Origin of the sequence: Aureibaculum algae (assembly GCF_006065315.1) — a bacterium.
Taxonomy (GTDB): domain Bacteria; phylum Bacteroidota; class Bacteroidia; order Flavobacteriales; family Flavobacteriaceae; genus Aureibaculum; species Aureibaculum algae.
Genome location: NZ_CP040749.1, coordinates 4,170,777 through 4,185,168 on the forward strand (window position 1 = coordinate 4,170,777; position 14,392 = coordinate 4,185,168).

General features: G+C 32.0%; 13 protein-coding genes. 10 read left to right on the plus strand and 3 right to left on the minus strand.

Annotated features, from left to right (window positions below; translation table 11 throughout):
- Positions 1 to 10 precede the first annotated feature (10 nt).
- Positions 11 to 1,537, minus strand: coding sequence for a GH3 auxin-responsive promoter family protein (locus FF125_RS17735; protein ID WP_138951033.1), 1,527 nt, complete (start codon positions 1,535 to 1,537; stop codon positions 11 to 13).
- An 84-nt stretch (positions 1,538 to 1,621) separates the two neighbouring features.
- Between FF125_RS17735 and purE the strand changes: the two genes are divergently transcribed.
- From purE to FF125_RS17765, 6 genes are all read left to right on the plus strand, one after another.
- The gene (gene purE, locus FF125_RS17740) at positions 1,622 to 2,113 is read left to right on the plus strand and encodes a 5-(carboxyamino)imidazole ribonucleotide mutase (RefSeq protein WP_138951034.1); all 492 of its coding nucleotides are present in this window, start codon (positions 1,622 to 1,624) and stop codon (positions 2,111 to 2,113) included.
- A gap of 61 nt (positions 2,114 to 2,174) precedes the next feature.
- Positions 2,175 to 2,522 (plus strand): four helix bundle protein, encoded by a 348-nt coding sequence (locus FF125_RS17745; RefSeq protein WP_138951035.1) that lies wholly within the window; start codon positions 2,175 to 2,177, stop codon positions 2,520 to 2,522.
- Between the two features lie 47 nt (positions 2,523 to 2,569).
- Positions 2,570 to 4,606: a M3 family metallopeptidase gene (locus tag FF125_RS17750; RefSeq protein ID WP_138951036.1), complete on the plus strand. Its 2,037-nt coding sequence runs from the start codon at positions 2,570 to 2,572 to the stop codon at positions 4,604 to 4,606.
- Entirely contained in the window at positions 4,603 to 5,376 is a 774-nt protein-coding gene (locus tag FF125_RS17755) for a hypothetical protein (RefSeq protein ID WP_138951037.1), read from the plus strand. The genes FF125_RS17750 and FF125_RS17755 overlap by 4 nt, the downstream gene beginning before the upstream one ends.
- 63 nt (positions 5,377 to 5,439) lie before the next feature.
- Positions 5,440 to 6,816, plus strand: a complete 1,377-nt coding sequence (locus FF125_RS17760; protein ID WP_138951038.1) for a DUF1800 domain-containing protein — start codon at positions 5,440 to 5,442, stop codon at positions 6,814 to 6,816.
- Between the two features lie 9 nt (positions 6,817 to 6,825).
- Entirely contained in the window at positions 6,826 to 8,019 is a 1,194-nt protein-coding gene (locus tag FF125_RS17765; protein WP_138951039.1) for a DUF1501 domain-containing protein, read from the plus strand.
- On the opposite strand, the gene FF125_RS17770 is transcribed toward FF125_RS17765, so the two are convergent.
- Both FF125_RS17770 and FF125_RS17775 read right to left on the minus strand, forming a co-directional pair.
- On the minus strand, positions 8,012 to 9,250 hold the full coding sequence (locus tag FF125_RS17770; RefSeq protein WP_138951040.1) for a glycosyltransferase: 1,239 nt from the start codon (positions 9,248 to 9,250) through the stop codon (positions 8,012 to 8,014). The genes FF125_RS17765 and FF125_RS17770 overlap by 8 nt on opposite strands.
- A 44-nt stretch (positions 9,251 to 9,294) precedes the next feature.
- On the minus strand, positions 9,295 to 9,924 hold the full coding sequence (locus FF125_RS17775) for a hypothetical protein (protein ID WP_138951041.1): 630 nt from the start codon (positions 9,922 to 9,924) through the stop codon (positions 9,295 to 9,297).
- 243 nt (positions 9,925 to 10,167) lie between these two features.
- On the opposite strand from FF125_RS17775, the gene FF125_RS17780 reads away from it, so the two are divergent.
- From FF125_RS17780 to lpdA, 4 genes are all read left to right on the plus strand, one after another.
- Positions 10,168 to 10,671 (plus strand): GbsR/MarR family transcriptional regulator, encoded by a 504-nt coding sequence (locus FF125_RS17780; protein WP_117879507.1) that lies wholly within the window; start codon positions 10,168 to 10,170, stop codon positions 10,669 to 10,671.
- A 51-nt stretch (positions 10,672 to 10,722) separates the two neighbouring features.
- Positions 10,723 to 11,547 (plus strand): DUF393 domain-containing protein, encoded by an 825-nt coding sequence (locus FF125_RS17785; RefSeq protein WP_250629613.1) that lies wholly within the window; start codon positions 10,723 to 10,725, stop codon positions 11,545 to 11,547.
- A gap of 355 nt (positions 11,548 to 11,902) precedes the next feature.
- Positions 11,903 to 12,802: a TIGR01777 family oxidoreductase gene (locus FF125_RS17790; RefSeq protein WP_138951042.1), complete on the plus strand. Its 900-nt coding sequence runs from the start codon at positions 11,903 to 11,905 to the stop codon at positions 12,800 to 12,802.
- A gap of 61 nt (positions 12,803 to 12,863) precedes the next feature.
- A complete protein-coding gene (gene lpdA, locus FF125_RS17795; protein WP_138951043.1) occupies positions 12,864 to 14,282 on the plus strand; it encodes a dihydrolipoyl dehydrogenase in 1,419 nt (472 codons plus the stop codon).
- The last annotated feature ends 110 nt before the right edge of the window (positions 14,283 to 14,392 follow it).

Here is a 14,392-nt window from a genome sequence, read left to right on the forward strand (position 1 = left end):
AGATGCAGTTTTAAACCACTTTTTCTGAAGAAGACATTTCTAATAACTCATCCATAAAGTCTCTACTATTAGATAGTCTTGGTACTTTATGTTGCCCACCTAGTTTATTTTTGAACTTTAACCAGTCGTAGAACAAACCTGTTTCGGCTTGATGGACTTTAGGCATGGTTAAGGTCATATCATTATAACGTTTGGCTTCATAATCAGAATTAATAGACTTTAAAGCATTATCTAACAACTCTGTAAAATAATTTAAATTCTTTGGAGCTTTTCTAAATTCAATCATCCATTCATGAGAACCTTGTATTTTACCGTCCATAAAAATAGGTGCCACGGTATAATCAGTAATTAACGTTTTTGTTTTTTCGCAAACTTGTCTTAAAGCCTCCTCAGCGTTTTCGATAATTAATTCTTCACCAAATACATTAATAAAATGTTTGGTTCTACCCGTAATTCTAATCCGAAACGGATCAAGAGAAACAAATTTAACAGTATCTCCTATTAAATACCTCCACAACCCAGCATTGGTTGTAATTACGATTGCATAATTAATGTCTAATTTCACCTCATCTAACGGCATAGCAACAGAATTTTCTCCATTAAATTCCGACATCGGTATAAATTCGTAGAAAATACCATAATCTAACATTAACAATAAATCTGTAGAATCATTAGTATCCTGCAACGCGAAAAAACCTTCAGAGGCATTATAGGTTTCGTAATATCTAAAGTCTTTTTTAGGAATTAATTTTTTGTATTGTTCTCTATAGGGATTGAAGTTAACGCCTCCATGAAAATACACTTCCAAGTTGGGCCAAACTTCTAAAATATTATCCTTGCCAGTTTTCTTCAATACAGCATTTAATAAAACAAGCATCCATGACGGTACTCCAACTAAACTGGTAATATTTTCATTAATAGTTTCATTAACGATGGCCTCCATTTTCGTCTCCCATTCGCTCATTAAGGCCACCTCTGTTTTTGGAGAAGAACTAAAATCTGCCCAAAAGGGCATATTTTCAATAATTATAGCTGACAAATCGCCAAAATAAGTGTTATTATCTTCATAAATAGCACTACTACCTCCTAAACGCAATCCACGTCCATTGAACAAACCAGCATCTTCATTATTGTTGATATATAGAGCGAGCATGTCCTTTCCTGCCTTTAAATGGCAATTTTCTAAAGCCTCATTACTTACCGGAATAAACTTACTTTTTGCATTTGTGGTACCACTAGATTTAGCAAACCATTGTATTTGTGTAGGCCAAAATAAATTTTGCTCCCCTTTTCTAGCTCGTTCAATTAAAGGCTCAAAAGTTTCATATTGCTGAATAGGGACTTTACTTCTAAACGTTTCATAATTGTATATGGAAGCGAAATGATACTGTTTACCAAACTCCGTATTTTTAGCCATTTCAACCAAGCGTATCATGAGCTCATGTTGAACATCAATAGGGTATTTTAGAAAAAGCTCCATTTGATGCTTTCTCTTTTTTAAAAACCAAGAAACAACAGTGTTAAATAAAGGCAACATTTTCTAAATTTCTATTTGATGTTTTATATCTTTGAACAATAAAAGTACGATTTTTCTTAGTATAAAATTAAATATAATCAAATTATGGCTAAAGTAGGTATAATTATGGGTAGCAATTCTGATATGCCTGTGATGCAAGAAGCAATTACAATACTAAACGATTTTAATATTGAAACTGAAATTGATATTGTTTCGGCTCATAGAACCCCTGAAAAATTATATGACTATGCTAAAAATGCTCACTTGCGTGGAATTCAAGTGATCATAGCTGGTGCTGGCGGTGCCGCACACTTGCCGGGCATGGTGGCCTCAATGAGTCCGCTACCTGTAATTGGCGTACCCGTAAAGTCTAGTAATTCAATTGATGGCTGGGATTCTATCTTATCTATACTTCAAATGCCAGGTGGTGTTCCAGTGGCTACTGTAGCTCTTAACGGAGCAAAAAATGCTGGCATATTAGCAGCACAAATATTGGGAAGTAGTGATAAAGAAGTACAGCAAACAATTATTAATTATAAGGAGGAATTGAAAGTAAAAGTAAATAAATCTGCGGAATCAATAAATTCCAAAAAATAAAAACCAAATTCCAAAAGGAGACAAAATCCAAAATAGAAAATTCCACATTCCAAAAAAAGCAATGACAAAAAAAGTTTATGATTTAGAGGAAAGAACATATCTTTTTGCAAAGAATTGTAGACTTTTACTTTATAAGTTTCCTAAAACTACTGCAAATTTTGAAGACTCCAAACAATTAATTAGATCATCTGGATCAATAGCAGCAAATTATATTGAAGCTAATGAAAAATTAGGTGATAAAGACTTTAAATTTCGACTTAAAATATCAAGAAAGGAAGCCAAAGAATCAATTTTATGGTTAAGGCTTTTACGAGACCTTAACGAGCCTTTCAATAGTCAATTATCAAATTTAATTAATGAAGCAGACGAACTTAGAAAAATACTCTCAACTATTATCAATAAAGTATAATCCATTGGAATTTGGAATTTTTTTATTGATTTTTTAAATTTTATTTTATGAAAAACCCATTATTACAATCATTCAATACCCCACATACAACCGCTCCATTTTCTCAAATAAAAAACGAGCATTTTAGACCCGCTTTTGAGGAGGCAATTAAAAAAGCAAAGACAGAGATTGATGAGATAACAAGCAATTCTGAAGCACCCTCTTTTAAAAACACCATAGAAACGTTAGATTTTTCTGGATATACGTTAGATAGGCTATCTTCTATTTTCTTTAATTTGAATTCTGCAGAGACCAATGACGAAATTCAAAAGATTGCTCAAGAAGTTTCTCCATTGTTGTCAGAATTTTCAAATGACATTCGCTTGAATGAAAAACTATTTGAACGTGTAAAATCGGTTTATGATGATAGAAAAAAATTAGACTTAACAGTTGAACAAGCGACCCTTTTAGATAAAAAATATAAAAGCTTTGCCAGAAATGGTGCCAACTTAAACGACACAGCTAAAGCCAAATTAAGAGAAATTGATATGAAATTATCAAAACTCTCATTACAATTCGGTGAAAATGTATTGGCAGAAACTAATGCATTTGAAATGCACTTAACGGATGAAAATCAATTAAAAGGATTACCTGATGGTGCAAAAGAAGCTGCAAAAATGGCCGCTAAAGAAAAAGATTTAGAAGGATGGCTAATTACCTTAGATTATCCTAGTTATGTGCCTTTTATGACTTATGCTGACGATCGGAGCTTACGTAAAAAATTAGCTATCGCTTTTGGAGCAAGAGCTTTTAAAAATAATGAATATGACAATCAAAAAGTTGTATTAGATATTGTAAATCTTCGCCACAAAAGAGCCAACTTATTAGGCTATAAAACACATGCTCATTTTGTGTTGGAAGAACGCATGGCAGAAACACCTGAAAAAGTATTATCATTTTCAAATGATTTATTAGAAAAGGCAAAACCGGCTGCTGAAAAAGAATTTAAACAATTATCAGATTTTGCTAAAAAAGACGGTATTGAGCAGTTACAAAAATGGGATGGGGCTTACTATTCTGAAAAACTAAAAAAACAAAACTTTGACTTAGATCAAGAAGCCTTAAAACCGTATTTTAAATTAGAAAATGTGATTGACGGTGCATTTACAGTTGCCCATAAATTATTTGGGTTACAGTTTAAAGAAGTTGATACTATAGACAAATACCATAAAGACGTAAAAACCTATGAAGTTACAACTAAAAATGGTGACTTTATAGCAGTTTTTTATGCCGATTTCTTCCCAAGAAAAGGGAAACGTAATGGAGCATGGATGACTTCTTACAAAAGTCAATGGAAAAAAGACAACGAAAATTCGAGACCACATATTTCTATAGTATGTAACTTTACAAAACCTACAGAAACAAAACCTTCGCTCTTAACGTTTAATGAAGTAACCACCTTGTTTCATGAATTTGGACATGCGTTACATGGAATGTTAGCAGATACCGTTTACCCTAGCCTATCGGGAACTAGTGTGTATTGGGATTTTGTAGAGCTTCCTAGTCAATTGTTAGAAAACTGGTGTTACGAAAAAGAGGCCTTAGATCTATTTGCAAAACATTATGAAACTAATGAACCTATTCCTATGGAATTAGTTCAGAAAATTAAGGATTCTTCTAACTTTTTAGAAGGTATGCAAACGATGCGTCAATTAAGTTTTGGTCTTCTAGATATGCAATGGCATGGAGCAGACCCGACAAATATTAAAAACGTGAAAGAATTTGAAAACCAAGCTTTTGCAGATACACAACTCTATCCTGATGTTGCCGAAAATTGTATGAGTACAGCTTTTTCTCATATATTTCAAGGTGGGTATTCTAGTGGGTATTACAGTTATAAATGGGCTGAAGTTTTAGATGCTGATGCTTTTGAATATTTTAAAGAAACGGGGATTTTCAATAAAGAAACTGCAAAAAAATTATTAGATAACGTATTATCACAAGGAGGTACAGATAAACCGATGGATTTATACAAACGCTTTAGAGGATCTGCTCCTAGTAATAAAGCACTGCTAAAAAGAGCGGGACTAATTGGTAAAGATTGAAATTTATAATCCATATTATATTCATAATTCTCCTAACCATATTTACACAAGTTGGGGGAATTATTTGGATTGCTACATTAATCATATCAAACAAATTAAAATATAAAAAAAGATATCTTTTTATTGGATTGTATTTCCTATTCAACTTATTGATTATTCCTCCAATTGCAAATTATTTTGGTAGAGTTCCATTGCCTTATTTTAGTGAAAATCTAAAACCAAAAAACATAATTTACCCATTGCTATTTAGAAATTATGTAAGGCCTGAGCTAAAAGTACTATTAGAAAATTCTGCAAAAACCGTTAAGACTCTACATAAATTTCAATTAACCTATCTCGATGCCAGCTTCCCTTTTTATAATGGCTTTCCGCTGTTACCACATCTAAGCCATAACGATGGAAAAAAGGTAGACGTCTCATTTATGTACAAAACTAAAGGTGGAGAAAGCACCAATAAGAAGCCCTCTTTATCTGGTTATGGAGCTTTTGTCAGTACCAAAATTCCTACATGTTCAGATTGTCTAGACAAAGGATATTGGCAATATGATTACACCAAGTATTTCACTTTAGGTACTTTTAATGATTTGGATTTTGATGAAAATAGAACTAAAATTATAGTAAAAGAATTAGTAAGCCAGCCAAAAATTCAAAAGCTATTTATTGAACCTTATCTAAAAACCCAAATGGGCTTAAGTGATTTTGACAAAATACGGTTTCAAGGTTGCAGAGCAGTTAGGCATGACGATCATATTCATTTGCAAATAAAATAAGCGTACCTTTTATATTTAGTAAGTAAAATTAAACCTTAACCATTTCTTTATGTCTAATCAATCATGAAGGCAAAACACATACAACATTTATTTTGGCGTGCGGGATTTGGAATAAATCCTGAAGCTTTAGAGATACACTCCAAGAAGAACAGAAAAAAAGTTGTTGCAGAGCTTTTTGAGAATTCCGTCAGCTCCAATCCATTACTAATAGATACTTCTGAATTGGTAAGTACTTATTTAAATATGGACAAGTCTGATAAATTAGCCAAACAAAAACTTGCTAAAGAAAATAGAAAAAAACAATTAGAATTTAATTCCGCGTGGTTAAAGCGGTTAATGACTTCTAAACAAATGTTGCGTGAAAAAATGACCTTGTTTTGGGCTAATCACTTTGTTTGTCAAGACAATAATATCGTTTACATACAAAAGTATAACAACACTTTACGGAAACATGCCCTTGGTAATTTAAATGATTTTGTAAAAGCCATTTCGAAAGAAACAGCAATGATACGCTACTTGAACACAAAACAAAATAGAAAATCAAAACCCAATGAGAATTTTGCCCGAGAATTATTAGAATTGTTTACGCTTGGCACAGGTAATTATACTGAAACGGATATTAAAGAAGCTGCCAGAGCCTTTACAGGATACAACCATAATTTAAAAGGGGCATTTAATTTTAATAAAAAACAACATGATTTTAAATCAAAAACATTTTTAGGAGAAACAGGAAATTTTGATGGTGATGCTGTTATAGATATTGTCTTGAAGCAAAAAGCCTGTGCAACATTTATCTGTGAGAAAATTTATCGAAATTTTGTAAATGAAATCCCGAATAGTGAACATATTAACCAGATGGCTCAAGTATTTTACCCAAGGTATGATATTGAGAACCTAATGCAATTTATTTTTAACTCGGATTGGTTTTATGAAGAGATCAATATTGGATGTTTGATAAAATCGCCAGTTGAATTAATGGTTGGAATGCACAACGTTGTTCCTTTTGAATTTCAAAATCCTAAAAATGCTTATTATATTCAAAAATTATTAAATCAAGTATTGTTGCGACCTCCAAATGTGGCAGGTTGGAAAGGTGGCAGATCATGGATAGATAGTAACACCATTTTAATTCGATTAAAGCTACCTTCCATCCTATTGAACAATGCCATTATTGCTTTAGAGGAAAAGGGTGAATTTGAAGATTCTTACCAGAAGTATTATGCTAAAATGAACACGAGAAAAAAGAGAATTAAAACTATCGTTGATTGGAACATGTTAGATAAACATTTTGAAACGATAAATATTTCAGCTATGAAAGATCTTTTATTAGTGAGCCCTATAAATAAAGGAACAGAAGATTTACTTCATCACCTTACAATGGACAACAAGCAAGAAGTTTGTGTACAGTTAATGTCATTACCTGAATATCAACTTTGTTAAACTTAGCTTATGAAACGTAGAGATTTTTTAAAAAACACAGGTTTAGCGAGTAGTTTATTTTTAGTACCTAGTTTTGTAAAAGCATTTGAAAAAATAGCCATAGAACAATTGGGCTTTAAAAGACTTGTAATTATACAGCTTTCTGGAGGTAATGATGGTTTAAACACAGTAATTCCTTTTAGGAATGATATTTATTATAAAAAAAGACAAGGCATTGCCATTCCCAAAAGCAAGATAATTTCTTTAACTGACGACCTTGGTTTTCATGAAAGTTTATTACCGCTAAAAAGGTTGTATGACCAAGGTTATGTTTCAATTATTAATAACGTAGGCTACCCTAACCCAGATCGATCACATTTCAGATCGACTGACATTTGGCACACTGCAACTGACGCAGACAAATATGCCACTTCAGGATGGTTAGGTAGATATTTAGACCAATATGGTCAGCATCCCTTTAATGCTATTGAAGTTGATGATAGTTTGTCATTAGCCTTAAAAGGTGAAATTAACAACGGAATTGCTACAAAAAACGCGGCTCTTCTTTTTAATTCAGCACGAGAACCTTATTTTAAAAAAATACTAGCCAACCAACAAGACGCTCATTTGAGTGAGCATAATTTGGGTTATTTATACAAAACGTTAATTGCGGCTGAATCATCAGCAAAGTACATTTACGAAACTTCAAAAACTTTTAAATCTAAACAAGAATATCCGCAAAGTCCATTTGCAAAACAATTAAAAACTACCGCTGAGTTTATCAATAGTGGCTTAGACACCAAAGTATTTTACACTTCATTAGGTGGATTTGACACACATGCCAATCAACTTAACAAACAAAAACAGTTATTAAAAGTTTATGCTGATGGTATTGAAAGTTTTGTAAAAGATTTAAAGGAAAACGACACATTTAAAGACACACTAATACTTACATTTTCTGAATTTGGACGACGTGTTCAACAAAATGCAGCTAATGGCACCGACCATGGCACTGCCAATAATGTCTTTATTATTGGTGAAAATTTAAAACAAAAGGGTATTTACAATAGTGCTCCAAATCTTTTAAAATTAGACACTAACGGAGATTTAATCTATGAGATTGATTTTAGACAAATCTACGCGACCGTTTTAGATAATTGGTTAGGCGTTGATGCTAAAGCTATATTATTTGAGAAATCTTTTAAAAAGTTACACTTTATTTAGTGCTAATTTTCTCTTCAATCCACTTAGAGAGATACTTTGTACTTTGTAAAGAATGATGCTGTAACATGCTACCCATAAAATTTTGATTTCTATGAGCATTCAAATCACTTTGAATTTGAATAATTCTATCGCTCAATTTTTCTGACAATTGCATTTTAGAATATATAGAATTTATGATTTCAATTCCGTTTTGTTGTGATTGCTCCCAAATATCTTTATTTGTATAAAGTTGAACTGCTTTATTGGCAAATGTTTTTGGATTATCATTAATAAAGCCATTCCATGGTAAATTATTATGCATTCCTTCTGCTCCAATAATCGTGGTTGCCGATGGGGTTCCAGTTAACATAGCATCTATAAGTTTCCCTTTGAGTCCTGCCCCAATTTGAAGTGGAGCTAATAGTACTAGAGCATTAGAGACAACCTTATGAGCATCTTCTGCCCTGCCCTTTACAATAAATCCTTCCTTTTCATTATGTAAATCGGTTACTTTTTGGGAAGGATACGATCCGTAAATCAATAGTTTTGCTTTGGGTAATTGTTTTCTTATAAATGGCCAAATGGTTTTCTTTAAATACAATACCGATTGCCAATTGGGCTCATGTCTAAAATTTCCTATACTAATAAAATCATGTCGCTCTTCAAAAGTTGGTTTTTCTAATAACGTATCCTTTGAAAGACCATCAAGCATGAAAGGCAATTCAATTAAAATAGTTTCAGGAATTTTAAAGTGATTTAGTAAAAGTTGATACTCGTATGGAGAAATAATTAATGATAAATCACATCTATAAATACTGGCAATTTCTCTCTTCGTAATATCTAATCTATTCAGCTGTTCTAACTTGAAACTTTCTTCTTTTTTAAAAGCTTCACCTCTTGCTTGCCGCAAACAATGTAAATCTTCGGTATCTAAAACTCGTATTGCATTTGGGCAATTTTCGACAACACGCCAACCAAACTGCTCTTCACTTATAAAGCGATCAAAAACGACAATGTCAGGCTGTAACCTTTTAATAAAATTATCGAAACTGGTATTGTTTAACTCAATGGTAACACTGTCTATTCCTAAACTTTCAAGATTATCAACATATGGTGTTGTCTGTGCTGCACTAGCAAATGTAATGTGATAATTTTCCTCTAAAAAAAAGTGAAGTAATTGCAGCATCCTACTTCCGGCAGCTGTGGAAGTTGATTCAGGAAAAACCAATCCGATAAATAGAACTTTTTGCATTTACTAAAATATTAAATATAGCATTAAAATTGACTTTATTTTTTCTAAAAATCAAACTTTTTCAATATGTATTTATCTCTTCGTTTTTTGTTCAACATTTGATATTTCTCTTCAAACTTATCTGATTTAACAATAACTCTATTTTCAAATCTACTTCTATATACATTTAGTAGATAACGCAATTCTTCTAACTTAAAATTATGACTTTCAAGCGTATATTTCGAAAACCTATCTGTCTCCAATATCTTAAAATATAAAAAAAATCTCATATATCTAGCCCAAACTCCCTCAACCAATATCTCTTCATCTTTTATGATATCCCATGTGAAAAATATTTTTTCTAATTGTAATCCTTCTGAAGTTAATATTATTTTAATTTTTTTTTGGGGATCTAAATCGAGAAGAATACTCTTTATAATAAGTACAAATCCCCAAATCAAAACAGAAATTGGCAATAAAAGAATAAAAAAGAAAGAATTATCAAATCCAAATTTATACAATGCATTTAAAGTGGGCAATAAAAAAAATAAGGAAATCAGAATAAGGGTAAAACCACTAGCGTAATAATTTTTTACAACGTATGTTTTTTGTGGGGCATGTGAATGAAATGAATTTGAATTTCCACGAGCCAACCTTTTTAGGTTTGTATTATTATAAAATTTTTCTCTATTCAATTATTTTGAACCTAAATAGTTAATATGTACTTCTAATATAAAGAATTCCTTTACTTACTGAACCTAAAACCTGCAATTAATCTAAATTCAGCTTTAGTTTTTTAACATAATACTCTTTTACTAACTAATATACCTGAATTCTGTGTATATAAGCATTTTTCATTTGGCTAAAGTATAAAATTGAGAATTAAAAATAAACTTTCAATAATTATTGAAAGTTTAAAAATATTTGTATATTTGCATATGGAATATCAAGAAGCAAAAGAAAAATTTATTAGCACTTGGGGTAGTTTAGGTACGATGTGGGGTATTAATAAAGCCATGGCAATGATTCAAGCCTTACTTTTTGTTTCTACCAAACCATTGTCTATGGAAGACATTATGGAAGAATTGCAAATATCTAGAGGTAACACCAGTATGAATTTACGTCAATTGATGGATTGGGGTATTGTAACTAAAGAAATAATTCCTGGAGAACGCAAAGAGTTTTTTACTACGGAAAAAGATGTGCAAGAATTGGCAAGACAAATTGCTAAAGAAAGAAGCCGAAGAGAAATTCAGCCGGTAATTAAAGTCTTAAAAGAAGTCTCAAGTATAAAAGATGATAAAACAGACAAAACGAAAGAACTGATAAAACAAACCAAAGCTTTGCATGAATTAACCGAAAATGCTGACAAGATGTTAAACAAGTTGATTAATCAAGAACAAAATTGGTTGACAAAGTCTTTGTTCAAACTTATTAAATAAAAAAATTTAAACCATACTTTCAATATTTTCTGAAAGTTTTAAAATAACAAAATGATGGCAACACTTAAAAATTATACCTTACTCTATGATGATGATTGCCCGCTATGCAAAACCTATACTTCCGCATTTATAAAAACAAAAATGTTAGATAAAAACGGGAGACAGGTCTATAGTAGCAAATCACAAATGGAATTCGACTATATAGATTTGGAAAAAGCTAAGAATCAAATTGCCCTAATAAACCATGACGATAAAACGGTTCTTTACGGAATTGATAGCTTATTAAAAGTTATCGGATACTCGTTCCCTTTTGTTGAAAAAATTGGACAAATTAGTCCAATCAAATGGTTCTTAAAAAAGCTATATTCTTTTATCTCTTACAATCGAAAAGTGATAATTCCGATTAAGAAACAGGACTTTCAATGTATGAGTTGTGAGCCTGAATTCAATATCAAATACCGGATTATTTATATTCTCTTTGCTTCCTTAATTACCAGCTTGGTACTTTATCAATATTCAGAACAATTATCCTTTTTACCTGATTCTACGATAGGAAGAGAAACAGTATTAGCCATAGGACAAATTGTATTTCAAAGTGTTTTCTTATTAAAAATAACCCGTAATGATTTACTAAACTATATTGGTAATTTAATGACCGTTTCTTTAATGGGCTCTCTTCTGTTAATGCCAATTATTGTCATCAATCATTTTATCATGTTACCTACATTGATCCTACTTAGTTGGTTTGGTCTTACGGCACTATTAATGTTTAAGGAACATTATCGTAGAGTTAACTTACTAAACCTTCCTACTTATTTATCTTACACATGGGTGTTGTATCGCGTTATCGCGTTACTATTAATTTTAAACTTATAATTATGAAAACATTGCATTATATAAATCTAACAGCTTTTCTCATAACATTTGGTCTATATGCAAGTATTCATTTCGTAATATATGGTATGATCGCTTCTTTATGTCTGGGTGTAATCCAACTTTTTCTTGGAATTGTCTTGGTGGTTTATTCAAAAGAATTTAGCAAAAAGCATCAAAATTATCTTAAAATATATTGGATTCTAGCGATACTAAATATAATGGCTCTTATAATTATCTCTGAAACAAGATTTGGTATAAATAGTTATTATACTGCAACGCTTACCTTTATAATTCCAATGTTTATTGCATCATATTTTGTCTATTTAACTTTTCAAATTCAAAAATCATTCCAATTATGAAAACAATTGTAATAGCTGGAGGCAGTGGCTTCCTTGGTCAAGTTTTAGAAAATCAATTAACTAAAAATGGATATACAGTTCTACTATTAACGCGTTTCCCGAAAAAAGAAAACGATATGTATTGGGATGCCAACACATTAGGCAAATGGACGATTGCATTAGAAAATTCTGAAGCTCTTATCAACTTAACTGGAAAATCAGTGGATTGCCGTTATACGGATAAAAACAAAAAGGAAATTTATGACTCCCGAATCAACGCAACTCAAATTTTAGGAAAAGCCATTCTGCAATGTAAGCAACCTCCAAAAATTTGGATGAACGCTTCCACAGCTACAATATATCGTCATTCAATAGATAAAAAAATGACCGAGCAAAACGGCGAAATTGGTAACGATTTTTCAATGAATATTGCCAAAGCTTGGGAAAAAGAATTTAATCAATTTGAAACCCATAAAACGAGAAAGGTTATTCTTAGAACGTCTATTGTATTGGGTAAAAACGGTGGAGCACTCATCCCGCTAAAAACTTTAGCAAAATTCGGTTTGGGCGGTAATCAAGGTAGGGGAAATCAAAAGGTAAGTTTTATTCATGAAGAAGATTTTGTGAGAGCAGTTGAATTCATCCTTAACCGTCCCAACCTCAATGGTGTTTTTAATGTGACTGTTCCAAACCCAACTAACAATATGATTTTAATGAAAACCATCCGTAAAAAAATAGGTATGCCATTTGGTATTTCACACCCCGAATGGTTATTGAAAATTGGAGCTAAAATAATTGGAACGGAAACAGAATTGGTTTTAAAAAGCAGGAATGTTATTCCTGAACGTTTATTACAGGAAGGCTTCAGTTTTAAGTATCCAACCATAGAAACTACCATATCTAATTTATTAAATTAATACAGGTTATTCAATTACACATATTATCCCTATTTTTGTGTTATAAAAATATTTTTTACTTATGAGTACATATGATGTAGCCATTATTGGTTCTGGTCCTGGAGGATACGTTGCAGCAATTCGCTGTGCACAATTAGGCATGAAAACTGCCATTATCGAAAAATATGATACCCTAGGTGGTACCTGTTTAAATGTTGGTTGTATTCCTTCAAAAGCATTATTAGATTCTTCGCATCATTATCATGATGCCATTGCACATTTTGAAGAGCACGGTATTGAGATTTCAGGCGATATAAAAGCCAATCTTAAAAAAATGATTGACCGTAAACAAAACGTGGTAGACACCAATACAAGTGGAATTAAATACTTGATGGATAAGAACAAGATTACTATCTACCATGGTTTGGGTTCTTTTATTGATGCCACTCATATTAATATTACTAATCCCGATGCTTCGGGAGATGGTAAATCGGAAGAAATTGAAGCTAAAAACATCATTATAGCAACAGGTTCTAAACCATCAACGTTACTATTTATTAAATTAGACAAAAAACGAGTAATCACCTCAACGGAAGCGTTGAGCTTAAAAGAAATTCCAAAGCATTTGGTCGTTATTGGTGGTGGTGTTATCGGATTAGAACTCGGACAAGTATATAAAAGATTAGGTGCAGAAGTATCAGTAATTGAATATATGGATAGAATCATTCCTACGATGGATGCTTCTTTATCTAAAGAACTTCAAAAAGTACTAAAAAAACAAGGTATAAAATTTTACACGAAGCATAAAGTAACGGCAGTTAAAGCTGGAGCTAAAGAAGTAACGATTACTGCAGATGATAAAAAAGGTAATCCTGTTGAATTTAAAGGAGATTACTGTTTAGTTTCTGTAGGTCGAAAACCTTATACTGATGGTTTAAATCTTGATAAAGCAGGTGTAAAAGCAAATGAAAAAGGACAAATTGATGTAAATGATCATTTACAAACAAGTGCTTCTAATATTTACGCCATTGGTGATGTTATTAAAGGAGCTATGTTAGCTCATAAAGCGGAAGAAGAAGGTGTTTTTGTTGCCGAAACAATTGCTGGTCAAAAACCACATATTGATTATAATTTAATTCCTGGTGTTGTATACACATGGCCAGAAGTTGCTGCTGTTGGTAAAACAGAAGAACAACTTAAAGAAGCCGGTGTTGATTATAAATCAGGACAATTTGCAATGCGTGCCTTAGGACGTTCTAGAGCAAGTGGCGACATTGATGGGTTTGTAAAAATATTAGCAGATGCAAAAACAGATGAAGTACTAGGCGTACACATGTGTGGAGCCAGAGTAGCTGACTTAATTGCAGAAGCTGTAGTAGCCATGGAATTTAGAGCATCAGCAGAAGATATTGCAAGAATGAGTCATGCTCATCCAACATATGCTGAAGCTGTTAAAGAAGCTGCATTAGATGCTACCGGTAAAAGAGCGTTACATAGTTAGACAAACTAGGAATCCGCTAATTTGTCATTCCGAAGGAGCGACCAAAGGAGCAACGAGGAATCTTTTAAATTTAGGCTATGCATTTAAAAGATTCTTCGCTTAACTATGTT